The organism is Sphingomonas sp. SORGH_AS_0789 (genome assembly GCF_031453055.1).
Lineage (GTDB): Bacteria > Pseudomonadota > Alphaproteobacteria > Sphingomonadales > Sphingomonadaceae > Sphingomonas.
On the sequence record NZ_JAVIYV010000001.1, the window covers coordinates 857,295 to 882,154 of the forward strand.

At 68.5% G+C, this 24,860-nt stretch carries 24 protein-coding genes; 8 read left to right on the forward strand and 16 right to left on the reverse strand.

Features of this window, described 5'->3' with window-relative positions:
• Positions 1–69: 69 nt before the first annotated feature.
• Together QE360_RS03900 and QE360_RS03905 are read right to left on the reverse strand one after the other, a co-directional pair.
• Positions 70–540: a dihydrofolate reductase gene (locus tag QE360_RS03900; protein WP_309699442.1), complete on the reverse strand. Its 471-nt coding sequence runs from the start codon at positions 538–540 to the stop codon at positions 70–72.
• A complete protein-coding gene (locus tag QE360_RS03905) occupies positions 537–1,331 on the reverse strand; it encodes a thymidylate synthase (RefSeq protein WP_309699444.1) in 795 nt (264 codons plus the stop codon). Before QE360_RS03905 ends, QE360_RS03900 begins: the two co-directional genes overlap by 4 nt.
• Positions 1,332–1,427: 96 nt before the next feature.
• Between QE360_RS03905 and QE360_RS03910 the strand changes: the two genes are divergently transcribed.
• Positions 1,428–1,820, forward strand: coding sequence for a JAB domain-containing protein (locus QE360_RS03910; RefSeq protein WP_307102581.1), 393 nt, complete (start codon positions 1,428–1,430; stop codon positions 1,818–1,820).
• Positions 1,821–1,844: 24 nt separating this feature from the next.
• Here QE360_RS03910 and QE360_RS03915 read toward each other — a convergent pair whose 3' ends face one another.
• The 9 genes from QE360_RS03915 to QE360_RS03955 form a co-directional block, all read right to left on the reverse strand.
• Entirely contained in the window at positions 1,845–2,597 is a 753-nt protein-coding gene (locus QE360_RS03915) for a TorF family putative porin (protein ID WP_309699446.1), read from the reverse strand.
• Positions 2,594–3,040 (reverse strand): hypothetical protein, encoded by a 447-nt coding sequence (locus QE360_RS03920; protein ID WP_307102577.1) that lies wholly within the window; start codon positions 3,038–3,040, stop codon positions 2,594–2,596. The genes QE360_RS03915 and QE360_RS03920 overlap by 4 nt, the downstream gene beginning before the upstream one ends.
• A 137-nt stretch (positions 3,041–3,177) precedes the next feature.
• Positions 3,178–3,924 carry a class I SAM-dependent methyltransferase gene (locus QE360_RS03925; RefSeq protein WP_307102576.1) on the reverse strand — a complete coding sequence of 249 codons (747 nt, stop codon included), beginning with the start codon at positions 3,922–3,924 and terminating at the stop codon, positions 3,178–3,180.
• 1 nt (position 3,925) lies between these two features.
• The gene (gene prfB / locus QE360_RS03930) at positions 3,926–5,053 is read right to left on the reverse strand and encodes a peptide chain release factor 2 (protein ID WP_307102574.1); all 1,128 of its coding nucleotides are present in this window, start codon (positions 5,051–5,053) and stop codon (positions 3,926–3,928) included.
• Between the two features lie 66 nt (positions 5,054–5,119).
• Entirely contained in the window at positions 5,120–7,615 is a 2,496-nt protein-coding gene (locus QE360_RS03935) for a transglycosylase domain-containing protein (protein ID WP_309699449.1), read from the reverse strand.
• Between the two features lie 65 nt (positions 7,616–7,680).
• Positions 7,681–8,655, reverse strand: coding sequence for a rhodanese-related sulfurtransferase (locus QE360_RS03940; RefSeq protein ID WP_309699451.1), 975 nt, complete (start codon positions 8,653–8,655; stop codon positions 7,681–7,683).
• Between the two features lie 63 nt (positions 8,656–8,718).
• Positions 8,719–9,108, reverse strand: coding sequence for a hypothetical protein (locus QE360_RS03945; protein WP_309699453.1), 390 nt, complete (start codon positions 9,106–9,108; stop codon positions 8,719–8,721).
• A 12-nt stretch (positions 9,109–9,120) separates the two neighbouring features.
• Entirely contained in the window at positions 9,121–9,549 is a 429-nt protein-coding gene (locus tag QE360_RS03950) for a hypothetical protein (RefSeq protein ID WP_309699455.1), read from the reverse strand.
• A gap of 70 nt (positions 9,550–9,619) precedes the next feature.
• Positions 9,620–10,855, reverse strand: a complete 1,236-nt coding sequence (locus QE360_RS03955) for an N-acetylmuramoyl-L-alanine amidase (RefSeq protein WP_309692274.1) — start codon at positions 10,853–10,855, stop codon at positions 9,620–9,622.
• 486 nt (positions 10,856–11,341) lie between these two features.
• On the opposite strand from QE360_RS03955, the gene QE360_RS03960 reads away from it, so the two are divergent.
• Positions 11,342–14,002 (forward strand): ribonuclease E/G, encoded by a 2,661-nt coding sequence (locus QE360_RS03960; protein WP_309699457.1) that lies wholly within the window; start codon positions 11,342–11,344, stop codon positions 14,000–14,002.
• 216 nt (positions 14,003–14,218) lie between these two features.
• Here the strand turns inward: QE360_RS03960 and QE360_RS03965 are convergent, their stop codons facing one another.
• Positions 14,219–14,632 (reverse strand): hypothetical protein, encoded by a 414-nt coding sequence (locus tag QE360_RS03965; protein WP_309699459.1) that lies wholly within the window; start codon positions 14,630–14,632, stop codon positions 14,219–14,221.
• Positions 14,633–14,749: 117 nt separating this feature from the next.
• Here QE360_RS03965 and QE360_RS03970 point away from each other — a divergent pair, with 117 nt between their 5' ends.
• The 4 genes from QE360_RS03970 to QE360_RS03985 are packed head-to-tail and all read left to right on the forward strand — an operon-like array spanning position 14,750 to position 18,540.
• Positions 14,750–16,099: a M48 family metalloprotease gene (locus QE360_RS03970; RefSeq protein WP_309699462.1), complete on the forward strand. Its 1,350-nt coding sequence runs from the start codon at positions 14,750–14,752 to the stop codon at positions 16,097–16,099.
• Positions 16,096–16,803 (forward strand): DsbA family protein, encoded by a 708-nt coding sequence (locus QE360_RS03975; RefSeq protein WP_309699464.1) that lies wholly within the window; start codon positions 16,096–16,098, stop codon positions 16,801–16,803. Before QE360_RS03970 ends, QE360_RS03975 begins: the two co-directional genes overlap by 4 nt.
• 46 nt (positions 16,804–16,849) lie before the next feature.
• A complete protein-coding gene (locus QE360_RS03980) occupies positions 16,850–17,782 on the forward strand; it encodes an ABC transporter ATP-binding protein (protein WP_309699466.1) in 933 nt (310 codons plus the stop codon).
• Positions 17,779–18,540, forward strand: coding sequence for an ABC transporter permease (locus tag QE360_RS03985; protein WP_307102552.1), 762 nt, complete (start codon positions 17,779–17,781; stop codon positions 18,538–18,540). Before QE360_RS03980 ends, QE360_RS03985 begins: the two co-directional genes overlap by 4 nt.
• 144 nt (positions 18,541–18,684) lie before the next feature.
• Here the strand turns inward: QE360_RS03985 and QE360_RS03990 are convergent, their stop codons facing one another.
• A complete protein-coding gene (locus QE360_RS03990; protein ID WP_309699468.1) occupies positions 18,685–19,410 on the reverse strand; it encodes a CPBP family intramembrane glutamic endopeptidase in 726 nt (241 codons plus the stop codon).
• Between the two features lie 186 nt (positions 19,411–19,596).
• Positions 19,597–20,568: a class II fructose-bisphosphatase gene (glpX, locus tag QE360_RS03995; protein ID WP_309699470.1), complete on the reverse strand. Its 972-nt coding sequence runs from the start codon at positions 20,566–20,568 to the stop codon at positions 19,597–19,599.
• Positions 20,569–20,690: 122 nt separating this feature from the next.
• On the opposite strand from glpX, the gene QE360_RS04000 reads away from it, so the two are divergent.
• Complete coding sequence (locus QE360_RS04000) at positions 20,691–21,476, forward strand: ATP-binding cassette domain-containing protein (protein ID WP_405052558.1); 786 nt, start codon at positions 20,691–20,693, stop codon at positions 21,474–21,476.
• Positions 21,473–23,014, forward strand: coding sequence for a glycine betaine ABC transporter substrate-binding protein (locus tag QE360_RS04005; RefSeq protein WP_309699471.1), 1,542 nt, complete (start codon positions 21,473–21,475; stop codon positions 23,012–23,014). The genes QE360_RS04000 and QE360_RS04005 overlap by 4 nt, the downstream gene beginning before the upstream one ends.
• A 347-nt stretch (positions 23,015–23,361) precedes the next feature.
• Here the strand turns inward: QE360_RS04005 and dapD are convergent, their stop codons facing one another.
• Together dapD and QE360_RS04015 are read right to left on the reverse strand one after the other, a co-directional pair.
• On the reverse strand, positions 23,362–24,189 hold the full coding sequence (dapD, locus tag QE360_RS04010; RefSeq protein WP_307102542.1) for a 2,3,4,5-tetrahydropyridine-2,6-dicarboxylate N-succinyltransferase: 828 nt from the start codon (positions 24,187–24,189) through the stop codon (positions 23,362–23,364).
• 2 nt (positions 24,190–24,191) lie between these two features.
• Positions 24,192–24,854, reverse strand: coding sequence for a pyrimidine 5'-nucleotidase (locus QE360_RS04015; RefSeq protein WP_307102540.1), 663 nt, complete (start codon positions 24,852–24,854; stop codon positions 24,192–24,194).
• Positions 24,855–24,860 lie beyond the last annotated feature (6 nt).

The window sequence follows — 24,860 nt, forward strand, 5'->3', positions numbered from 1 at the left end:
TCATAGAAGGCTTTGCGGCGCTTGCCGATGCCCATCGCGCAACGGACAGCGGAAATCCCGGTCAGCCGATCATCGTCTCACCAGTGAGACAAAGGCATAAGCGGGACGCCCCTCTTCGGCCGGATGCGTCTCGCGCCGGGTCTCGTGCCATCCGGTAAAGGCCGGGACCACCGCATCGCCCTCGGGCTCCGCGTCGATCTCGGTCAGTTCGATCCGATCGGCGCGGGGCAGGAAGAGCGCGAAGATCTCCGCGCCGCCGATCACCGCGACATCGCCCGATCCCGCCAGCGCCAAGGCGGCCTCGACGTCATGCGCGACCTCGGCCCCCTCGGCGCTCCAGCGCGGATCGCGGGTCAGGACGATGTGCCGCCGTCCGGGCAAGGGTGCCGGAAAGCTCTCGAAGGTCTTGCGGCCCATGATCATCGGCTTGCCGATGGTCTGCGCCTTGAAATGCTTCAGGTCGGCGGGGAGGTGCCAGGGAAGCTGGCCGTCGCGCCCGATCACGCCGTTGCGCGCCCGCGCCAGCACGAAGACGATCATATCGCCACTGCCGCCTTGATATGCGGCTGTGCGACATAATCGTGCAGGACGAAATCCTCGGGCTCATAGCCGTCGATCGCATCGGGTTTGCGCACGATCTCCAGCCGGGGCAGCGCGCCGGGCTTGCGGCCCAGCTGGGTGCGCGCCTGGTCAAGATGGTTCAGGTACAGATGGCAGTCGCCGCCGGTCCAGATGAACTCGCCCACCTCCAGATCGCATTGCTGCGCCAGCATATGGGTCAGCAGCGCATAGGAGGCGATGTTGAACGGAACGCCCAGGAAGATGTCGGCCGAGCGCTGATAGAGTTGCAGCGACAGCCGCCCGTTCGCGACATGCGTCTGGAACAGGCAATGGCAGGGCGCCAGCGCCATGGCGTGCAGGTCGCCGGGGTTCCAGGCGGACACGATCTGGCGACGCGAGGCGGGCTGCGTGCGGATCTGCTCCACCAGCTCGGCGATCTGGTCGATATGGCGGCCGTCCGCCGTCGCCCAGTCGCGCCACTGCTTGCCATAGACGGGGCCGAGATCGCCCTGCGCATCGGCCCACTCGTCCCAGATGCTGACCTTCCGCTCCTGCAGCCAGCGGACATTGGTGTCGCCGCGCAGGAACCACAAAAGCTCGACGATGATCGAGCGCAGGTGGAGCTTCTTGGTGGTCAGGGCGGGAAAGCCCTGGGCCAGATCGAATCGCATCTGATGGCCGAACACCGACAGGGTGCCGGTGCCGGTCCGGTCCATCTGTTGCACGCCGTGGGTCAGAACCCGGTCCATGAGGTCGAGATATTGCCGCATGCCCCGGGCCTAGCGCCGCGCACGCCCCGCGCCAAGCGCGACCGGATCGGTGCGGGCTGAAGATGCTTTCGACGCCGGGGTGAAGCAGGGCCGGGAATGCCCGCCCTTCTTCGCCCTCCCTTGCGAATCCGCACGCGCCAGGATGCGTGTCGGCTGTTCGCGGGGCTGGACCGGACCGGCGGCGAGGCCCTGGGGATCGCCTTTCTGGGTTCGGAACGGACCTTGTTGGGATTGCGCCATGTCGCGGGTCATGCCGATTCGGTCGGCGTGCCCCTGGCGCGGGTGGCGCGCGACGCGATCCTGCTGGCGGCGAAGGCGGTGGTGATGGCGCACAACCACCCGGATGGCGATCCCCGCCCCAGCGCCGCCGACCTGACGCTGACCCGGCGGCTGGCACAGGGGCTGGCGGCGCTGGACGTGAAGCTGCTCGACCATCTGATCCTGTCGCGGGGCGCGGTGGTCAGCCTGCGCGATCAGGGGATGCTATGAGGGCCGATCGGCGCCGCGATCCGTTCAGAAGGAGAACCGCACGCGCCCGACCAGCCGGTCGCCCGAATGCCGCGCATCGGCCAGCGGAAAGGCCGATGCCGCCCGCTCCGACACGTCGGTGCCGACATAGTCCAGCCCCAGCGTCACCGGCCCCGCGACATGCTCCACGCCGATCCGCCAGTCGCTATAGTCGCCGCCGGGCCGCAGCCGGGCGGCGCGCGCGGCATTGTCGGTCTGGCCGGTCGAATGGCCGACCCCGGCCAGCACGGTCCAGGGCGTACCGGGCACGCCCGCCTGCGCACCCGCATGGAGATAGAGATTGTCGCCGCCGATCGCGTCCTGCGACGGGGCGTAATCCGCGCCGGCGTCCAGCTGGACCGGCCCCAGCGTATAGGATGCGGCACCGCCCAGTTCGACATAATCGGCGCCGAAGCCCGCGCCGCCGAACAGGTGCCCCGTCACCCGGCCGCGCAGCGTCACCGGCCCCACCAGCCTGCTGGCGCCGAGCGTCAGGTCGCCGACCAGGCCCGCGCCGCCATGGCGGTCCGATTCGCGCAACGCCACGATCCGGCCGCTCGCCTCCAGCGCGCCACGGGTCGCGAAGATGTCGGCGGAGGGCGACACCCGCCCCCCGCTCCAGCTCAGGCCACGGCGATTCTCGTCGCTGTCCAGCTCGACCCCGATGGCGGGGCGATCCTGCGCGGTGGCGGGATGCGCCGCGACGATCGGGGCGAGCATCGACGCCGCCGCCCACAGGGCCTTGTGCGTCATGGTCATCCGGCGCGCGTCTCGGCATGGAGACGATCCATCTCGGCGCGCAGCGTGGGATGATCCTCCTGCGCCACCGCCTGGACATGATCGCGCACCGCGTCCTGGCGCTGCGCCACCTCGCGCGCGATCGCCGCGCGCTGGGTGCTGCACCAGCCCGGACGGCTGCCCTCGATCACGCCGTCGCGCGCCGCGCTGCGGCTCAGGGTCGTGCCGGTGGTCGCCCGCGCCTCGCGATGGACGGTCACATTGGCGCTCCAAAGGCACCGCAGCGTCGAGGGGCGGCCGCCGGTGGCGACCGCGCCGATCTGTTTATGGGTCACGCCGACATCGGCGCTGTAGCGGACCGCGACCGGCCCGGAATGATGGTCCAGCTGCATCCGGTGCTCGATCGCTCCATCGGATGCGGCGGCGGTGCCGAGCACCAGCCCGGCGATCAACAACATGGTCATGGTCTTCTCCTTGGCGTGCCCCGGCCCATGCTGGCCGGTGGCGTATCGGCCCCGTGCGGGACCGATGACCGATCAATACATGACAGATATGTCATGTTCCAAGTCTGTCGGCGCAATGATGACGTAAGGGTCCCGGCTCAGTTGCCCGGCATCCGACAGGGCCGGATCGTGTCGGGTTCGGGGCGCGGCCCGGTCGCGCGGAACGTGGCCAGATAACCGCCCGCCGAGGGCATGTTCTCGATCGAGACCTGAGTGAAGCCGACCGCCTCGAACTCGCATTTCAACAGTTCGGGCGGGGTGCCGTGCGCGCGGGTGCGGCGATTGGCGTCGACCACCACGACCAGCCCGTCGGGCTTCAGCGCGGGGAACAGCCGCCAGAGGAACTCATAGGGCTGGTCGATCTCGTGATACATATGGACCATCAGCACCCGGTCGAAGCTGTTCGGCGGCAGCTTGGGATCGGCGGGCTCACCCAGCCGGACGCTGACATTGTCCAGCCGCTCGCGCGCGACGCGGTCGGCCAGCCGGTCGCGCCAGGCCGCGACGATGTCCTCGGCCAGCACCCGCCCCTGCTTGCCGACGCGCTGCGCCAGGCGGACGGTGTAATAGCCCTCGCCCGCGCCGATATCGGCGACGGTCATGCCGGGGCGGATCTTCGCGCGGTCCATCACCTGGTCCGCCTCGCGCAGCCGGTCCCGCGCATCCTCGCTCGACCAGCGCGCCGACACCACGTCGGCGACCGGGCGGTCCGCCGCCGGAAAGGGTCCGGGCTTGTCCTCGTCGCGCTGGATCAGCGGCTTGGAGCCGTCGCACGCCGCCACCGCGCCCCCCAGCGCGATGACGAGTGCCGCCGCCAGGATCGATCCCGCCCCCTGGATACGCATCTTAGTCGACATCCTCCACCGCGACCGCCTCGCCGGTCACGCGCTGCGACAGCGCCGCCGCCATGAACGAGTCGAGATCGCCGTCCAGCACGTCGCCGGGCGCGGTCGAGGTGACGCCGGTCCGCAGATCCTTCACCAGCTGATAGGGCTGGAGGACATAGGAGCGGATCTGGTGGCCCCAGCCGATATCGGTCTTGGTCGCGTTCTGCGCATTGGCCGCCGCCTCGCGCTCGGCCAGTTCGCGTTCGTACAGGCGGGCACGGAGCTGGTTATAGGCCTCGGCCTTGTTCTTGTGCTGCGACCGCTGATTCTGACACTGCACGACGATGCCGGTCGGCAAGTGGGTGATGCGCACCGCCGAGTCGGTGGTGTTGATGTGCTGACCACCCGCGCCCGACGCGCGGTACGTGTCGATGCGCAGCTCGCTCTCGTTGATCTCGACCTCGATATTGTCGTCGATCACCGGATAGACCCAGACGCTCGAAAAGCTGGTGTGGCGGCGCGCGGCGGAGTCGTACGGGCTGATCCGCACCAGCCGGTGCACGCCCGACTCGGTCTTGGCATAGCCATAGGCGTTCTCGCCCTTGACCAGCAGCGTCGCCGACTTGATCCCGGCCTGCTCGCCCGCATGGAAGTCGATCAGCTCGACCTTCATGCCGTGCCGCTCGGCCCAGCGCGTGTACATGCGCTGGAGCATCCCGGCCCAGTCCTGGCTCTCGGTGCCGCCCGCGCCCGCGTTGATTTCCAGGTACGTGTCGTTGGCGTCGGCCTCGCCGGCCAGCAGCGCCTTGACCTTGTCGGCCTCGGCCCGCTTGGCGAGTTCGCCCAGGCTGGTGACGGCTTCCTTCTCCAGCTCCTCGTCGCCCTCCATCTCGGCCAGCTCGATCAGCTCGACCGTGCCCGACAGCTCGTTCTCGATGGCGCGGGTGGCGGTGATCGCCTCGTCCAGACGACGACGCTCGCGCATCACGGCCTGGGCCTGTTTGGGGTCGTTCCACAGCGCCTGATCCTCGACGCGCGCGTTCAGCTCGTCCAGGCGGCGCAGCGCGCGGTCCCAGTCGAGGAAGCGGCGCAGCAGCTCCAGGGCATCCTTGATCGTGTCGACATGAGCCTGCGCTTCAGCGCGCATGAAAATTCTCCGAATCGGTCGTGCGGCCGTCCGAACGGGGACGGCAAAACGAATATGGGAAGCGGGCTAGTAGATTCCGCCTTCTCTTTGCAAGAAATCGCTGTCGCGGGGCGCCGCCGGGGTGGCGGGGCCGGTCGGCGTCGCGGGGGCCTCGGTCGCGGGCCCTGCGCGGCGGGCGCGGCGGCGCGGCTCGCTCTCGGGCTTGAACGCTTCCCATATCACCGCGGGCTTGGGATCGTCGCCGGTCGGGAAGGTGCCATAGACCGGCCGTCCGCTCGCCCGGTCGATCCGCACCATGCGAATGCCCGGCGGCGCACGGAAGGGCAGCTTGTCGAGCCCCTCATAGGCCTTTTCGGCGAATTCGCGGAAGATCGGCACCGCGACCGTCCCGCCCTGCGCATAGCCGCCCAGCGAACGCGGATGGTCATAGCCGATATAGAGGCCGCCGACGAATTGCGGGGTGCCGCCGACGAACCAGACATCGGTCGGGCCGTTATTGGTGCCGGTCTTGCCGAACATCGGACGGTCGAGGTCGCGCAGGCCGGTCGCGGTGCCGCGCTGGATCACGCCCTCGGTGATATGGACCATCTGATAGGCGGTCATCGCGTCCAGCACCTGCCGCTGGTGCGTGACCGGGCGCGGCATCGGCTTGCCGTCATAATCGGCCATGTTGCAACGGTCGCAGGCGCGCCAATTCTCCGGCCAGATGACCTTGCCATGCCGGTCCTGCACGAAGTCGATCAGCGAGGGATCGCCGCCGCGCCCGTTATTGGCCAGGATCGCATAGGCGTTGACCATCTGCCCCACCGTCGTCTCGCCCGCGCCCAGCGCATAGGCCAGATAGGGCGGGAAGTCGCCGATCCCCATCTGCTTGATGGTGGCGACGACGTTCTTCATGCCCACGGTCGCGGCGGTGCGCACCGTCATCAGGTTGCGCGACTGCTCGATGCCCCAGCGCATGGTGTGCGGCCCGGCGCCCGCCGAATTGCCGAAGTTGCGGAAGCATTTCGTGCCCAGATTGGCGCCCTGGTCGACGCAGAACGGCCCGTCGACGATGATCGAGGCGGGCGTCATGCCATGGTCGAGCGCGGCGGAATAGACGATCGGCTTGATCGTCGAGCCCGGCTGGCGCTGCGCCTGGGTGGCGCGGTTGAACGCCTGGAGCCGCGCGTCGAAGCCGCCCTGCATCGCCAGCACGCGGCCGCTGGCGGGTTCCTCGACCACGAAGCCGCCCGAGATGCGCGGGATCGAGCGCAGGCCGAACACGCTGCCCTCCGGCGCGACCGCGACGATGTCGCCGACCTTCAGCGCGCTGAACGCGGTCGCCGCCGTCCCCCGGCGCGGCATCTGCGCCAGGCTGCGGGGCAGCGTGCCGGTGCGGCCGTTGGCGAAGCCGATCGTCGCCTCGCTGCCACCCTTGCCGGTCACGATCCCGGCGCGCCAGTCGCGATAGTCCAGCGCGATATTGGTGTTGAGCAGCACCTGTTGCCAATTGCTGTCGTCGATCGTCTCGTGCCGGATCGGCCCGGACCAGCCGCGCCCGCCCTCGAACCGGACCAGCCCGTCGCGCAGCGCCTGGGTCGCCAGGTCCTGGAGCCGCGTGTCGAGCGAGGTGCGCACCCACAGCCCGCCGTCATAGACGCTGTGCGGCCCGCTCTTGGCGTTCTCGCCGAACTGCTTGATCAGCTGGCGGCGGACCTCCTCGACGAAATAGCCGCCGACCTGCGCATATTTGGGGGTGCGGCGCAGCACGGTGCCCAGCGGCTCGGCCATCGCCGCGTCATATTGCGCGCGGGTGATGAAGTTGTTGCGCAGCATCTCCCCCAGCACATAGCCGCGCCGCTCCAGCGCGCGGTCGGGATGGCGGATGGGATCGTAATTGGACGGCCCCTTGGGCAGCACCGCCAGATAGGCCATCTGGCCGAGCGTCAGCTCGTTCAGTTCCTTGTCGAAATAGGCATGCGACGCCGCCTCGACGCCAAAGGCGTTACGCCCCAGCGCGATCTGATTGAGATACAGTTCCAGGATCTGCGGCTTGGTCAGCGCATTCTCGATCTTATACGCCAGGATCGCCTCGCGCACCTTGCGCGTCGGGGAATAGGCGTTGCCGATCAGCAGGTTCTTGGCGACCTGCTGGGTGATGGTCGAACCGCCGCGCGCACGCCGCCCGGTGCCCCATTTCTGCGCATAGTCGAGCACCGCGCCCGCCAGACCCGGATAGTCGACGCCGCCATGTTCGAAAAAGGTCTTGTCCTCCGCCGCCAGGAACGCGCGCACGAGCAGCGGCGGATATTCGTTATAGGACAGCTCGACCCGGCGTTCGCGCGCATAGGACTGGATCGGGGTGCCGTCGATGCCGCGGACATGGGTGGGCAGCGGCGGCTCATAGGCCTTAAGCGCATCGACCGAGGGCAGGTCGCGCATGAACAGGAACCAGAACAGGCCCGCGCCGATCACGGCCAGCAGGGCGAGCGCGGCCGACAGCCTCACCCACCAGCGGCGCCATGGCGGGCGACGCGGCGTTTCGGGGGCTTCGGACGGATGGGAGAAGGTGACGGCCATGATTTTGCGACGGTCCGTGTAGCAGGTTCGCTCCGGCTTGCCACCTGCCAGCCGTCACGCCCGCGTCAGGCGGCGGGCGGCTCGTCGCGATCCGGGCCGAGGGCGGGGTCGGCACCGGCCGAGGGAGCAAGGCGCGCGCCGACATGCGCCTGCCCCCGCGCCGCCGCCAGCCGCTCCTGCCGGTGCCGCTCGGCATAGGCGGCCAGCCGCTCGGGGTCGCGGGTGCCGTGACAGGCGGGGCAGCTGACCCCCTCGACATAGAGCGGCGATGCGCGATCCTCGGGGCTGACCGGCATCCGGCAACCATGGCATAGCGCATGCGAGCCCTGCGCCAGCCCGTGCCCCACCGCCACGCGCGCATCGAAGACGAAGCATTCGCCCTGCCAGCGGCTCTCCTCCTCGGGCATCGTCTCCAGATATTTCAGGATGCCGCCGTCCAGGTGGAAGACATCCTCCACCCCCTCGGCCTTGAGGAAGGCGGTCGCCTTTTCGCAGCGTATCCCACCGGTGCAGAACATCGCGACCCGGCTCTTGCCCGCCATCAGTTCGTCACGGTGATCGCGGAACCAGGCGGGAAAGTCGCGGAAGCTCTTCGTCTTCGGGTCGACCGCGCCGTCGAAGCTGCCGATCGCGACCTCGTAATCGTTGCGCGTGTCGATCAGCACGGTCTGCGGATCGGCGATCAGCGCGTTCCATTCCGCCCCCGCGACATAGGTCCCGACCTCGCGGGTCGGGTCGATGCCGTCCACGCCCATCGACACGATCTCGCGCTTCAGCCGCACCTTCATCCGGTGGAACGGCATGGTCTCGGCGGTCGAGTCCTTATAGTCCAGGTCGGCGCAGCCGGGCAGCGTGCGGATATGGTCCAGCACCGCCGCGATCCCGTCATGGCTGCCCGCAATGGTGCCGTTGATCCCCTCGGCCGCCAACAGCAGCGTGCCGCGAATCCCGTTCGCCTCGGCAACGGCGAGCAGCGGTTCGCGCAGCGCGGCGGGGTCGGGGAAAGGGGCGAAACGGTAAAGGGCACAGACGCGGATCATCACCCGCCCCTTACGCCGATCCGGCGATGGGGGCCAGACATGGCGCCCCGCGCCGCCGCGGCATCACGCCCGCACGGGCAGCGACGCCTCCGCCAGCCACGCCACGGCCTCGTCATGGCGGAGGAAGGTCCGGCAATTGGGACCGACCAGATAGCGCTCGGTCTGCAACTTGGCGAGGCTGGACCCCGCGACCGCCGCGATCGGGGCGGAGGTCAGCTTCAGCGCCTTGGGCATCATCGCCGCGAGCGCATCGATCACCGGCAGCGGCTGGATGGGCGCCTTGCGCAGATCGGCCAGCGTGCAGAACGTCCCGTGCCGGATCCGGATCGCGGTCCCGCGCGCCAGCAGATCGGCCGAGAACATCGTCGTCACCGCGAGCGACCAGAAGCCGTTGGTCGTGATGTGCAGAATCCGGGCGCGCTCGTCGAACGCGATGTCGTAATAGTCCTTCATTGGTCGCGCCCGTTACGCCACGCGCCGCATCGCCAGCGTGCGAAGCGCGGGCAGGATGACCGCTTTCTCGAGCACCAGGCGCGTCTCCACTAGGCGAACGATTTGCGCCGAAGCCACCTTATAGCCCGGCCAATCCGCCTGCACCGCCGCCGTCGACCACTGCGCGATATGTCCGCTCGACAGCCGCCGCTTGACGGCGAGGTCCCTGTCGAGTTCCTCGATGCGGGCCGCGAAGGCATCGCCCTGGCCGCGCAGGATCAGCGGATAGATTTCCGTCTGGAGGAATTTGGCGCGCGCGGTGCTGGCGGAAAGCAGGCCGTGCCGGGCGGCGCACAGCGCGGCCAGGTCCAGCACCGGCGACGCGCAGGCACGGCGATACAGGGCCAGCTGCTCCGTCGTGCGCCGATACTGCCCCTCAAGCTGTTCTACATATTCGGTCATTGGAAAATGACCCTAACCGCAAAAGTTTAACGAGTGTTGCCGGACGGGTTCGCCCCGATCTCCGGCGGGCTCAGCGCGACGCCATCCGCCGCGCGAAATGCACCTCGACCGCCTGGAGCACCGCCTGCGCGATCCGCTTCTGCCCGTCCTTGCTGGCCAGGAACGCGGCGTCCTGCATGTTCGAGATATAGCCCGTCTCGAACAGGATCGAGGGCATGTCGGGCGCCTTGAGCACCATCAGCGAGGCCATGCGGTGGAAGACCGGCTTGACCGGGATCAGCGGCTGCGCCTCGCGGCCCAGCAGGCGCGCGAAGCTGGCCGAGGCGTTCATCGTCTCGCGCTGGGTCAGGTCGATCAGGATCGAGGATACGTCGCTGTTCCCGCCCAGATCGACGCCCGCGATCACGTCCGCCTTGTTCTCGCGCGCCGCCAGCCGCGCGGCTTCCTTGTCGGAGGCGACGTCGGACAGGGTATAGGCGGTGGCCCCGCGCGCCTCGCCCGCGCCCGCGCTGTCGCAATGGATCGAGATGAACAGGTCGGCATGCAGCCGCCGCGCGATATTATAGCGTTCGCGGTGCAGGATATAGCGGTCGTCCTCGCGGGTCAGCGCCGCGCGGACCCGGCCCGATGCCACCAGCGTATCGCGAATCGCCTTGGCGATGGCGAGCGTCACATCCTTTTCGCGCAATCCCGTCTGCGGATTGATCGCGCCGGGATCGACCCCGCCATGGCCCGCATCGATCACCACCAGCGGGCGGTCGTCGGCGCCCTTGACCCGTGGCAGCGGCAAAGTGCGCGTCGCCGCCGGGACCGGCACCGACAGCGCATAGGTGGGCTTGCGCTGGAAATGAAAGGGAAAGAAGTCGAGCGCGCCGGCGAAGCTCGCCTGGGTATAGCCCTGGCGCACCGGCTTCAGGGTCAGCGACAATTGCCGCCCGTCATCGTCGAAGCCGCCGTCGAAGATCGTCGCATTCTCCGCCAGGTCGAAATCCAGGCGGGTGACGTCGGGCTTGATTCGCCGCTGGGTCAGGCCGCGCACCACCCCTTCGCGCACCGCCAGCGCGTTGGGCGAGGCGCCGGTCACGTCGATCGACACGCGGCGCGGCTCGTCCAGCATGACGCTGCGCGCGCGTTTGACGGGTGTATCGAACCGGATGATCACCTGCGCGCCGCGCACCACGACCTTGCGAATCGTGGCAGCCCACGCACCCGCCGGCGCGAACACCCCCATCAGAAAAGCGATCAGCATCAACACGACGCGGCGTACATGCCGCGCCCGCCGGCCGCTGGTCCAGCGAAAAGCCATCACCCCAAAACCCTTTTCGGCGATCGGTCGATCGACATTCGGGGGTAACGCCGCGCAGCTGTATCCAGCCTTTCCACCCATGGTTAACCGGCAATTCGGCATTTTCTGGCCGGGAGAATCGGCAGTTTTCCGCCTGTTGCGCAAACGTTCCGATGATGCTAGCAATCCGGTGGACCCCGACCCCGATCACCTCTCCCACGATCGGGGCGGGGCCATCCATCAAGGGCCGGGAACGCGAAGGCTTTCGCGCCAGGGCCAACCAGGTTGACGCTCGCATGACGCATATGATCCACCCCGCAGTCCGACCGGCCTATGCCGGCGGGAACGCGGTGTCGTGGATCCGCACCGGCCCCGTTGCCGGCGCTGCGGCTGCGGCCGACACGCATTCCGTTTTTTCCAGCGGACCGGCGCCCCGCGCCGCCGCCCACCTTATTTACCGCGCGCGACGGCTGCCACCGGGCCCGACGCGCGCGTGGAGACTTCATAATGACCACGCGTATGCTGATCGACGCACGCCACCGGGAAGAAACCCGCGTGGCGGTCGTCAAGGGTAACCGGATCGAGGAATTCGACTTCGAGTCGGCCGAGCGCAAGCAGCTCAAGGGCAATATCTACCTCGCCAAGGTGACCCGCGTCGAACCGTCGCTGCAGGCGGCCTTCGTCGATTACGGCGGCAACCGTCACGGCTTCCTGGCCTTTTCGGAAATCCACCCCGACTATTACCAGATCCCCAAGGAAGACCGCGAAGCCCTGCTGCGCGAAGAGGCCGAGCATGCCGCCGAAGAGGCCGCGCTGCGCGCCGAGCTCGATGCCGAGGATGATGAGGATCACGACGGCGACGATCATGACGATCACGCCGACGACCATCACGACGACGAGGACGGTGAAGAGAATGGCGCCGCCCCGCGCGCCCGCAAGTCGACCGTCAATGACGACCAGGTCGAGGCGCTGCGCCAGCGTCGCCAGAATCTGCGCCGCCGCTACAAGATCCAGGACGTCATCCATCGCCGACAGGTGCTGCTGGTCCAGATCGTCAAGGAAGAGCGCGGCAACAAGGGCGCGGCGCTGACCACCTATCTGTCGCTGGCGGGTCGTTACTGCGTGCTGATGCCCAACACGAGCCACGGCGGCGGCATCAGCCGGAAGATCTCGAACGCGGCCGACCGCAAGCGCCTGAAGACCATCATGGCCGACATGGCGCTGCCCTCGACCATGGGCTGCATCGTCCGCACCGCCGGGCTCCAGCGGACCAAGACCGAAATCAAGCGCGACTTCGACTATCTGGCGCGCCTGTGGGACGGCATCCGCGAAAAGACGCTGCATTCGTCGGCGCCCGCGCTGATCTATGGCGACAGCGACCTGATCAAGCGCGCGATCCGCGACATCTACAACCGCGAGATCGAGGAAGTGATCGTCGAGGGCGAGGAAGGCTATCGCCAGGCGAAGGACTTCATGCGCCTGCTCATGCCCGCCCATGCCCGCCGGGTGAAGCAATATGCCGACGCCGTGCCGCTGTTCCAGCGCGCGCATGTCGAGGACCAGCTGGCCGCGATGTACAATCCGGTCGTGCAGCTGAAGTCGGGCGGCTATCTGGTCATCAATCCGACCGAGGCGCTGGTGTCGATCGACATCAACTCGGGGCGTTCGACCCGCGAACATAATATCGAACAGACCGCGACCGCGACCAACCTGGAAGCCGCACAGGAAATCGCGCGCCAGCTGCGTCTGCGCGACATGGCGGGCCTGGTCGTCATCGACTTCATCGACATGGACAACAACTCCAATGTCCGGAAGGTCGAGAAGGCGATGAAGGAGGCGCTGAAGAACGATCGCGCCCGTATCCAGGTCGGCCGCATCTCGTCCTTCGGGCTGATGGAAATGAGCCGCCAGCGGCTGCGCACCGGCGTGCTCGAGGCCTCGACCCGCCCCTGCCCGCATTGCGAGGGCACCGGCCTGGTCCGCACCGCCTCGTCCTCGGGCCTGTCGGCGCTGCGGCTGATCGAGGACGAGGCCGCGCGCGGTCGCGGCTCGATCCTGACGCTGCGCGCCAGCCAGGAAGCCGCCATCTATGTGCTGAACCGCAAGCGCGCGGACATCGCCGAGATCGAGGATCGCTACGGCGTCACCGTCGAGATCATCCCGGACCGCGAGGAAGAGGGTGCGCGCATGACGGTCGAGGCCTCCGGCCCGCCGCCCGCCTATGCCCCCAAGATCGACACGCTCCTGCCCGTCGAGGAGGATGAGGACGATCTGATCGACGAGATCGAGGAGGAAGAAGAGGACGAGGTCGAGGAGGAGGCCACCGAAGCCGCCGCGCCGCGCGAGCCCCGCGAGGAAGGCGAAGGCGGCCGCAAGCGTCGCCGCCGCCGTCGTGGTCGCCGCAACCGTGGCGAAGGCGAGCAGGGCGAAGGTGCCGAGGCGACCGAGGAAGTCGAATCCGATGAGGCCGAGGAAGGCGAGGAGAACGCCGCCGAAGCCGTCGAGGCGACCGAGGCCGAGGCCGAGTCCGGTGAGCCGCGCGAAGGCGGTCGCCGCCGTCGTGGCCGTCGCGGCCGTCGCGGTGGCCGTCGCCAGGACGGCGGCGCGACCGAGGTTGCGGCCGACGCCGGTGCCGAAACGGTCGCCGAGGGCGATGACGACGCGGCCGAAACGCCGCTGACCATCGAGGAGCCGATCGAGGCGGGCGATGCCGCCCCCGTGACCACCCCGCTGGCGGTGGCCGAGGCCGAGGCGGAAACCGCGCCCAAGACCCGTCGTCGCCCGCGCGCCCGCAAGGCCGCGCCGGTGGTGAGCGAAACGGTCGAGGCGCCGGTGGCCGAAGAGGCTCCGGCGGCGGACGCCCCGGTCGCCGAGGTCGAGGCGGAAGCCCCCGCCAAGCCCAAGCGCACCCGCAAGAAGGCTGCCCCCAAGGCAGCCGCCGAGCCGGTCGCCGAGGAGGCCCCCGCCGCCGAGGCGGAAGCCCCCGCCAAGCCCAAGCGCACCCGCAAGAAGGCCGCCCCCAAGGCAGCCGCCGAACCGGTCGCCGAGGAAGCCCCCGTCGAGGCCGAAGCCGTGACCGCCGAGGAACCGGCCCCGACCGCCGAGCCGGACGCCGCCACGGGCGAAACCCCGCGTCGCGGCTGGTGGCAGCGGACCTTCGGCGCCTGATCGCCGAACCCTGAACGCGAAGACGCCCTCCTTCCCCGGCGGAAGGAGGGCGTTTTTGTTGGGGGGTGGACGCTACGGTTCGGGCGCCACCCTCACCCTTCCGGCGCTCCGCGCCTCCCTCCCTCTCCCACCGGGAGAGGGAAGGGGCCCGCCCGCGTCAGCGGGTGGGAAGGGTGAGGGTAGCGCGACGACCACCGGAAGCCATGCCGCCCCGCCCTATCCCCGCTGCGCCGCCGCCAACTTGCGCGACGCGGCGCATAGCCCCATCCGGCCCGGATTCGTCGGAACCGTCGCCACCATGCCATGCGGCGCGTCCCGGAACCCCAACACATCGTAACGATGCGCGATCCCGCCGCGCTCCACCCAGACCAGCCACAGGTCGCGCACCCGATAGGCGCGCAGGAAGCGGACCCCCGGCGGCGCATCGCGGTGCGCGACGTCGGTGGCATGGAAGGGCTGGCCCGCCTCGGCCACGACACCCCCGGCCGCCGCGTCCATCGCAGCGGCGACGGAGGCGGGCAGGTCGGCGATCCGCCGGATCTCCGCACCACTGGCCCGAATCCGGCAGGGTGGCAGGCCCTGTCGCACCGTCACTGGCGCGGGTCGTTCGTCGATCGTTATCGCCACCATCCCCGTCTCCCCTTTCGTTCGCCCGGCGTTCAGCCATGCGCTGCCAGAGGCTATCCATCGCACCCGCGCCTGCAAAGCCGGTTGTGCGCGGGGCCCGACCCGACGATAGAGGATATCATGAAGCGCCTGATCGCCGCCTTCGCCGCCACCGCCCTGCTCTGGGCCCAGCCGGCCGCCGCGCAGTCGATCCTGCGCGATGCGGAAACCGAGACGCTGTTCGCCGACATGTCCGCGCCGCTGATCAAGGCGGCGGGGCTGTCGCCGCGCGATGTGAAGATCGTCCTGATCAACGACGATTCGATCAACGCCTTCGTGGCGGGCGGCCAGATCGTCTATGTCCATTCGGGGCTGATCCAGGCGGCGGACAATGTGAACGAGGTGCAGGGCGTCGTCGCGCACGAACTGGGCCATATCGCCGACGGCCATGTCGTGCTGGGCGATGCCGCGATGAAGCCCGCCATGGGCATGTACCTGCTCTCGATGGTGCTGGGGCTGGCCGCGATGGCGGCGGGCGGCGGCGAGGCGGGCGCGGGGATCATGGCGGCGGGACAGCAGGCCGCGATGGGCAAGGTGCTGGCGTTCAGCCGTACGCAGGAATCCAGCGCCGACGCGGCGGGCGCGCGCTACCTGACCACCGCGGGGATCACCGGCAAGGGGATGCTGAGCTTCTTCAAGAAGTTGCAGAACCAGCAATATCGCTACGGCTACACCAATATCGACCCCTTCGCGCAGACCCACCCGCTATCGGCCGACCGCATCCAGGCGCTCACCGCCGATCTCCAGGCCGCGCCCGCCTGGAACAAGCCGGTCGACGCGAAATTGCAGGAACGCTTCCTGCGGGTGAAGGCCAAGCTGCTGGGCTATGTCGCCACGCCCGAGGCGACGCTGATCAAATATCCGGTCAGCGACCAGTCGGTCTATGCGCATTATGCGCGCGCCTATGCCTATCACAAGGCGGGATACCCCGACAAAGCCGAGGCGGAGGCCGCCGCGCTGATCGCGCGCGACCCGCACGATCCCTATTTCGAGGAAATCCAGGGCCAGATCCTGCTCGAATCGGGCAAGCCCGAAGAGGCCCTGGCCCCGCTTCGCGCCGCGACCATGGGGTCGGGCCAGAATGCGCTGATCGCCACGACCTTCGGCCATGCGCTGATCGCGACCGAGGACAAGCGCCATCTGGCCGAGGCGGTGAAGGTGCTGAAGGTCGCGGTGCAGCGCGACGACGACAATCCCTTTGCCTGGATCCAGCTCGGCACCGCCTATGAACAGCTGGGCGACGAGCCGCGCGCCGCGCTCGCCACCGCCGAGCGGGCCAGCATGATGGGCGACACCCGCACCGCCATCCAGAGCGCCCGCTATGCGATGGCCAATCTCACCCCCAATACGTCCGAATGGATTCGGGCGCAGGATATTGCGATGACCTCTGCCGACGCCGCCGCCAGTTCCAAGAAGAAGCGCCGCAAATGAGCATGAAGGCCTTGGCCGCCGTCGCGGTGATCGGCGGCCTGATCGGTGGCGGCGCCGCGATCGGCATCCAGCAACTGGCCGCGCCGCACGGCGCCTCGGGCGAGGCGATGCGCGCCTATCTGCTCGACCATCCCGAGGTGATCCCGGAGGCGATGCAGCGGCTTCAGGACCGCGAACAGGGCAAGGCGGTGGCGGCGATCGGCGGCGACCTGACCAAGCCGTTCGGCAACGCCTATTCGGGCAACCCCAAGGGCGATGTCACGCTGGTCGAATTCTACGACTATAATTGCGGCTATTGCCGGGCCAGCCTGCCGCTGCTCAAGCAGTTGGCCGAGGCCGATCCGAAACTGCGCATCGTCTATCGCGAGCTGCCGATCCTGGCGCCGTCCAGCCGGGCGGCGGCGCGGATGAGCCTGCTCGCCGCGTCGCAGGGCAAGTTCCAGGCGTTCCACGACGCGCTCTATGCCGGAGGGCCGGTCAGCGACGCGACGATCGCGGCGGCGGCCAGGGTGGCCGGGGTCGACACGACCAAGCTCGCCGCCTTCCAGCCCCAGGCCGATGCCGAGATCGCGCGCAACATGGAGGCGGCGAGTCGCCTGGGCCTGAACGGCACACCCAGCTGGATCGTCGGCAACCGCGTCCTGTCGGGCGCGCTGCCGATCGAACAATTGCAAAAGGCCATCGCCGACGCGCGAAACGGTTGATAAAGCGGCAGTCTTCCAACGGGGGCCAAATACGGGGGACTGCCGCATGACCGACCCGATCCTGTCCATCCAGGGGGTGACGAAGACCTATAAGAGCGGCGTCACCGCGCTGCATCCGGTCGACCTGGCCATCCGGCGCGGCGAGATCTTCGCGCTGCTCGGCCCCAATGGCGCGGGCAAGACCACGCTGATCTCGATCGTCTGCGGCATCGTCACGCCATCTGCGGGTACGATCCGGGTCGACGGGCATGACGCGCTGCGCGATTACAAGGGCGCGCGGCGGAAAGTCGGGTTGGTGCCGCAGGAATTGTCGGTCGACATGTTCGAGCGGGTCATCGACACGGTGAATTTCAGCCGGGGCCTGTTCGGCCGCGCGCCCAACCCTGCTTATGTCGAGCAGGTGCTCCGCGACCTGTCGCTCTGGGACAAGCGCCATGCCAAGCTGATGGAATTGTCGGGCGGCATGAAGCGCCGGGTGCTGATCGCAAAGGCGCTCGCCCACGAACCCGACCTGCTGTTCCTCGACGAACCCACCGCAGGCGTCGATGTCGAACTGCGCCGCGATATGTGGAAGCTGGTCCACCGTCTGCGGGAACGTGGCGTCACCATCATCCTGACCACCCATTATATCGAGGAGGCCGAGGAGATGGCCGACCGGGTGGGCGTGATCGCCAAGGGCCAGCTTCTTCTGGTCGAGGAAAAGGCCGAGATGATGAAGAAGCTCGGCAAGCGCGAAATGGTGCTGACGCTGGCCGAGCCGATGGCGGCGATCCCCGCCGCGCTGGCGGAATGGGAATTGACGCTGGAGGATGAAGGGCGCCGCCTGCGCTACATCTTCGACGCGCGGGCCGAGCATACCGGCATCCCCTCGCTCCTGCGAATGCTGGGCGAGATGGGGATCGGGTTCGTCGATCTGGAAACCTACAAATCCTCACTGGAGGATATTTTCGTCGATCTGGTCGAGGGGACGCGCGCATGAACCTGCATGGCATATGGGCGATCTATCGCTTCGAAATGGCGCGGTTCCGGCGGACCGTGTGGACCAGCCTGATGGTGCCGGTCATCACCACGACGCTGTACTTCGTGGTGTTCGGTACCGCGATCGGCTCTGCGATGAATCAGGTTTCGGGCGTGCCGTACGGCGCATTCATCGTGCCGGGGCTGATGCTGCTGTCGATCTTTTCGGAAAGCATCCTGAACGCCAGCCTGGGCATCTACATGCCCAAATTCACCGGGACGATGTACGAGATCCTGTCCGCGCCCTTGTCGCCGATCGAGACGGTGCTGGGCTATGTCGGCGCGGCGGCGAGCAAGTCGATGGTGATCGGGCTGGTGATCCTGGCGACCGCCTATCTGTTCGTCGATCTGTCGATCCTGCATCCGGTGGCGATGATCTTTTACCTGTTGCTGGTCGCGACGACCTTCTCGCTGTTCGGCTTCGCGATCGGCATCTGGGCGCGCGGGTTCGAGCAGTTGCAGGTCATCCCGCTGCTGATCGTCACGCCGCTGACCTTTCTGGGCGGCGCCTTCTACTCGGTGACGATCCTGCCCGAGCCGTGGCGGACCGTGACGCTGTTCAATCCGGTCGTGTATCTGATCAACGGCTTCCGCTGGACCTTTTTCGGCACGTCGGACGTGGCCCCGACGGTCAGCCTGGGGGTGACGGGGCTGTTCCTGCTGGCGTGCCTGGCGTGGATCGGCTGGATCTTCCGCACCGGCTGGCGGCTGAAGAATTGAGCGCGGCCTGAAACCTATCTGTTCCCCGGCGAAGGCCGGGGCCAGTTGCGGTGGGTTGTCGAGGATGCGGGACATGGGCCTCCCCCTCGCCGTTTCGACGCACCATAAACATTGCGTCAGCCCCGGCCTTCGCCGGGGAGCAGGTTATCTTTTGAGTGCTCCGCCCAGCAGCGGCGTCACCACCAGGCCGTTCAGGTCGACCAGCGCGTGGACCAGCATCACGACCCACAGGCTGCCGGTCATCAGGTACAGCCCCGTCATCACCGCCCCCAGCGCGGTGGTGGCGAGAATCCCCGCCCAACCCTGATAGCGGTGCATCGCCCCGAACAGCACCAGCGAGGCGACGAAGCCGATCCAGGCCTGTCCCGTCACCAGCGCAACCAGCAACGGCAGATAGAGGCGGAAGAACGCCTCCTCGCTCACCCCGGCCATGACACTGAGCGCGGCGGCATATTTCAATTCGCGCCGGTCACGCGGCAACAGCGCGGAGACATCGCCCAGCGGCCTGCGCTTCAACACGCGCGCCAGCACCGCGCCGACGACGAGCCCACCCACCGCGCCACCCAGCAACAGCCCCAGCGCCCCGTCGTCACTGGCAAGGACCGACGGCAGCAGCGCGGATAGGGGTGCGAACTCGCCCGGCATGGTGACCAGCGCCACCAGCCGCCCGAGCAGCGCCAGCCCGATCCCCACCGGCACGACGAAGACCAGCGCCGCGCGCACCAGCCACAGCCGGAAGCGCATCCGCCGCGAATGACCGTCGTTCAGCGCCTTGAACCGCCGATACTCGCCCAGATCGCCCTTCTGGAACCACCAGACGCCACCCAGCGCGGCGAGCAGCAGAAGGGCGGCTAGAATGGGCGACATCATGACCATTGCCCTTCCACATCCGATCGCACTTCACCCCTCCGTTCGCGCTGAGCGAAGTCGAAGCGCACGCCCCGCGTTCGCGGCTTGGCGACGCTTATCCCATGGCCTTCGACTTCGCTCAGGCTGAACGGCGCGGGTGTGAAGGTCACGGCGCTACGTCGTCGGAAAGACGATCAACCTGGCAAATCACAGCCGGTGCTGCCCCTTGACCCAGCGCACCGTGCCCGACGAGGCGCGCATGACCACGCTTTCGGTCGTCATCACCTTGGGCCGCCGCTTGACCCCCGCCAGCAGCGAGCCGTCGGTCACGCCGGTCGCCGCGAAGATGCAGTCGCCCTGCGCCAGCTCGGTCAGGTCATATTGCTTGTCGAGATCGGTCACGCCCCATTTATACGCCCGCGCCCGCTCGGCATCATTCCGGAACAGCAGCCGCCCCTTGAACTGCCCCCCGACGCACCGCAACGCCGCGCAGGCCAGCACCCCCTCCGGCGCGCCGCCAGAGCCCATATAGACGTCGATCGTCGTGTCCGGATCGGTCGTCGCGATCACCCCCGCCACGTCGCCATCGCCGATCAGCACCACCCCGCAGCCCAGCGACCGCAGTTCGGCGATCAACGTCTCGTGGCGCGGCCGGTCGAGCACGCAGACCACGATGTCGCCGGGCTTCACCCCCTTGGCCTCGGCGATGGCGCGGATATTCTCGCTGGGGCTGCGGTCCAGATCGATGATGCCCGCCGGATAGCCGGGGCCGACCGCGATCTTGTCCATATAGACGTCGGGCGCGTTGAGCAGATGGCCCTTCTCGGCGATCGCCAGCACCGCCAGGCTGTTGGGCCCCGCCTTGGCGCAGATGGTCGTGCCCTCCAGCGGGTCGAGCGCGATGTCGATCTCCGGACCATGGCCGGTGCCAACCTTCTCGCCGATGAACAGCATCGGGGCTTCGTCGCGCTCGCCCTCGCCGATGACGACGGTACCGTCCATCTCCAGCTCGTTGAGCGCGGCGCGCATCGCCTCGACCGCCGCCGCGTCCGCCGCCTTCTCGTCACCGCGCCCGACCAATGTCGAGGCGGCGATCGCCGCCGCCTCGGTCACGCGGACCATTTCGAGGACGAGGACACGGTCTAGTACATGGCTGGCGGGCTGTGCGATAGTGTTCATGGGACTCTCCTGACGCGGCATTTTGTTGAACATGTTTTACACGCCATACCGCGTCTCGTTCCCCGCGAACAGAGCGAAAGGCGATGGACGGTGGGGCGGAAACGGCCGACCCTGCGTTGGACATGCCGATGCCATCCCCCGCTCCCGCCATGATCGCCCCCGCCATGATCGACCTGGCCGATGTCAGCCGCCGCTACGGATCGGTTGCGGCGGTGGACCGGGTTTCGCTGACCGTCACGCGGGGCAGCTTCGTCGCGCTGGTCGGGGCGTCGGGATCGGGCAAGTCGACGCTGTTGCGGATGATCAACCGGCTGGAGGCGCCCGATACGGGCCGCGTCACCATCGACGGAGACGATGCCGGCGCGCGGCCCGCGCCCGAATGGCGGCGGCGGATCGGCTATGTCTTCCAGCAGCACGGCCTGTTCCCGCACATGACGGTCGCAGCCAATATCGCGATCGGGCTGCGCATCGCGGGGCGGCCGGTGGGGGATCGCGTGGGCGAACTGCTCGATCTGGTCGACCTGCCCCGCGAGCTGGCCGGGCGGATGCCCGACGCGCTGTCGGGCGGCCAGCGCCAGCGGGTGGCGATCGCCCGCGCGCTGGCGACCGAGCCGCCGATCCTGCTGCTGGATGAAGCGCTGGGCGCGCTCGATCCCGTCACGCGCGATGCGGTGGCGGGGCGGCTGGTGGAGCTGCACGAGCGACTGGACCTGACTACGGTGCTGGTGACGCACGACATGGCCGAGGCGCTGCTGACCGCGCGCCGCGTGCTGGTGATGGAGGCGGGCCGGATCGTCGCCGATGCGACACCCGCCGAACTGGTCGCCGGACAAGGCGGCGAAGCGGCACAGGCGCTTATGGCGGTGCCCAGGCGTCAGGCCGATCGGTTGGCGACGCTCCGGTCATGAGTTCCTTTCTCGACGCCCTCGCCCGCGTCCCCCCGCTCCTCGCTCAGCATGTGCTGGTCAGCATGGCGGCACTGCTGCTCGGCATCCTGATTGCGGTGCCGCTGGCCTTTGCATGCGCGCGGCGGCCGGGGCTGTCGCGGGTCGCGCTGGGATTGGCCAGTCTGGTCCAGACCATTCCGGCGCTGGCGCTGCTCGCGCTCTTCTATCCGGTACTGCTCAGCCTGTCCGGGCTGGTCGGCGGCGGGATACCGGCGCTGGGCTTCCTGCCCTCGCTGCTGGCGCTGACGCTCTATGCGCTGCTGCCGATCCTGCGCAACGGCGTGACGGGGCTGGCCGGGCTCGATCCGGCGGTGTTGCAGGCGGCCGATGCGGTCGGGATGACCCGCGCGCAGAAGCTGCGGCTGGTCGAGGCGCCGCTGATCGCGCCGGTGCTGGCGGCGGGAATCCGGACGGCGGCGGTCTGGACGATCGGCGCCGCGACCCTGTCGACGACGGTGGGCCAGCCCTCGTTGGGCGACATGATCTTTGCCGGGCTCCAGACCCAGGCCTGGGCGCTGGTGCTGGCGGGCTGCGTCGCCGCCGCCGCGTTGGCGCTGGGGGTGGACGCGCTGATCGGGCTGATCGAGCGCGGGCTGGCGACGCGACGGAAGGGCCTGTGGATCGGCGGGCTGATCGCGCTGGCGCTGGGCTGTGCGCTGGCGACGCAGCCACTATGGCCGCGCGGCTCGCAACAGCGGCGCCAGGTGGTGATCGGCGCGAAGAATTTTTCCGAGCAATATATCCTGGCGCGCCTGATCGGCGACCGGCTGACCCGTGCGGGCTATTCGGTCAGCTATCGCGACGGGCTGGGCTCGGCGGTGGCGTTCGAGGCGACGGCGGGGGGCCGGGTCGACGTCTATGTCGATTATGCGGGCACGCTGTGGACCACCGCGATGCACCGGCAGGATTCGCCGCCCCGCGCCGCCATGCTGGGCACGCTCCAGCAATGGGCCGCGACGCGCGACGTGGCGATGCTGGGGCCGCTGGGGTTCGAGAATGCCTATGCCTTTGCGATGAAGGCCCCGGTCGCGCAGCGGCTGGGCGTGCGGTCGCTCGCCGATCTGGGCCATGTGGCGCCCCGACTGAAGCTGGGCAGCGACCTGGAGTTTCTAGACCGCCCCGAATGGGCGGCGGTGCGCGATGCCTATGGCCTGCGCTTCGCCGGGCAGACGCCGTACAGCCCGACCTTCATGTACCGCGCGCTGGAGAGCGGGCGGGCGGATGTGATCTCCGCTTTCTCTTCGGACGGGCGGATCGCGGCGGACCGGCTGGTGGTGCTGGGCGATCCGAAGCGCGCGATACCGGGTTATGACGCGGTGCTACTGGTCGCTAAGGACCGGGCGGCGGATGCGGCATTCGTGGAGGCGCTGCGGCCGATGCTGAACCGGATTCCGGTCGAGGCGATGCGCGAGGCGAACTACCGGGTGGACCGAGATGACGCGGCGAAGGAAAGCCCGGAGGCTGCGGCGCGGTGGCTGGCGGAGCGGGTCGGTTTGTAGTTTGGGTTCACGCGAAGCCGCGATGCCGCGAAGCAGGGAAGATTTTGTTCGCGCGGAGACGCGGAGGCGCGGAGGGGTATCGCTTTGGGCGGACATCCCGTTTTCATCATAGGCCGGGGGAGCAATATTGAGGCTGCCGCCGGGCGAGACACCTCTGCGTTCTCCGCGCCTCCGCGCGAAACCCATTCTTCTTCGCGACTTCGCGGCTTCGCGTGAGGGATAAGCCCCTCCCGTAAACGGGAGGGGAGGGTATGGTGTCTCACTGAGCCTATCGCCTGTGGCCAGGCCCTCCCCCATCCCCTCCCGCCTGCGGGAGGGGCGTGCCAAGGATCGCGCGTCCGGCGCGTTTAGTCGCGCAGCAGATCGTTGATGCTGGTCTTGGAGCGCGTCTGCGCGTCCACGCGCTTGACGATCACCGCGCAGTACAGGCCCGGCTTGCCGTCGACCGAGGGGGTCGTGCCCGGAACGACGACCGAATAGGGCGGCACATGGCCGCGGAAGACTTCGCCCGTCTCGCGGTCGATGATCTTGGTCGAGGCGCCGAGATATACACCCATCGACAGCACCGCGCCCTCGCCGACGCGCACGCCCTCGGCCACCTCGGCGCGCGCGCCGATGAACGCGCCGTCCTCGATGATGACGGGACCCGCCTGCAGCGGCTCGAGCACGCCGCCGATGCCCGCACCGCCCGACAGATGGACGTTCTTGCCGATCTGCGCGCAGCTGCCCACCGTCGCCCAGGTATCGACCATCGTGCCTTCACCGACATAGGCGCCGATATTGACGAAGCTGGGCATCAGGATCGCGCCCTTGGCGACATGCGCGCCGCGCCGCACGACCGAGCCGGGCACCGCGCGGAAACCGGCGGCGCGGAATTCGGCTTCCGACCAGCCGCTGAACTTCGACGGCACCTTGTCGAACCAGTGGCCCGCACCCGGGCCGTTGTCGATCAGGACATTGTCGTTGAGGCGGAACGACAGCAGCACCGCCTTTTTCAGCCACTGGTTGACCGTCCAGCCGCCATTGCCGTCGGGCTCGGCAACGCGCGCCTCGCCCCGGTCGAGCAGCGCCAGCGCGCGGTCGACGGCGATCCGCGCCTCACCCTGCGTGGCGAAACCCAGCTCGGCCCGGTTTTCCCAGGCGGCATCGATGGTGGCGGCCAGTTCGTGAGCCATCGTCAGTCCTCCAATATGCTCGTCAGCCACGGCGTCAGCGCGTGGACGGTATAGTCGATATGGTCGCGGGCGGCCTCGGGCCCCTGTTCGGAGCCGTTGTCGACCCACACGGTCGTCATCCCGATCGCCTTGGCTGGGATCAGGTTGCGCGCCATGTCCTCGAAGAAGATGGCACGGGTCGGATCGATGTCGAACGCCGCGCACAGCCCCGCATAGGCGGAGGGCTGCGGCTTGGGGACCAGGCCCATGGCGGTGATGTCGTGCACCGCCTCGAAATGCTCGCCCAGCCCCAGCCGGTCGAGGACCTTCAGCGCATAGGGCTTGTCGCCATTGGTGAAGACCAGCTTGCGCCCCGGCAGCTTGGCCAGCGCGGCGGCGAGCGGCGCGTCCTGTTCCAGCACGTCCATCTCGATATCGTGGACATAGGCGAGGAAGGCGGCGGGATCGACGTCATGCTCGGCCATCAGCCCGGCCAGTGTGGTGCCGTGCGCGTGGAAATATTCCTTCTGCACGCGAAACGCCTCGGCGGGGTCCAGGCCCAGCAGCTCGCCGACGAACGCGGTCATCCGCCGGTCGATATGCGCGAACAGATTGGCGCTCGCCGGATACAGCGTATTGTCCAGATCGAAGATCCATGCGTCGATATGGGCAAGGGCGGGCAGCATGGTCGG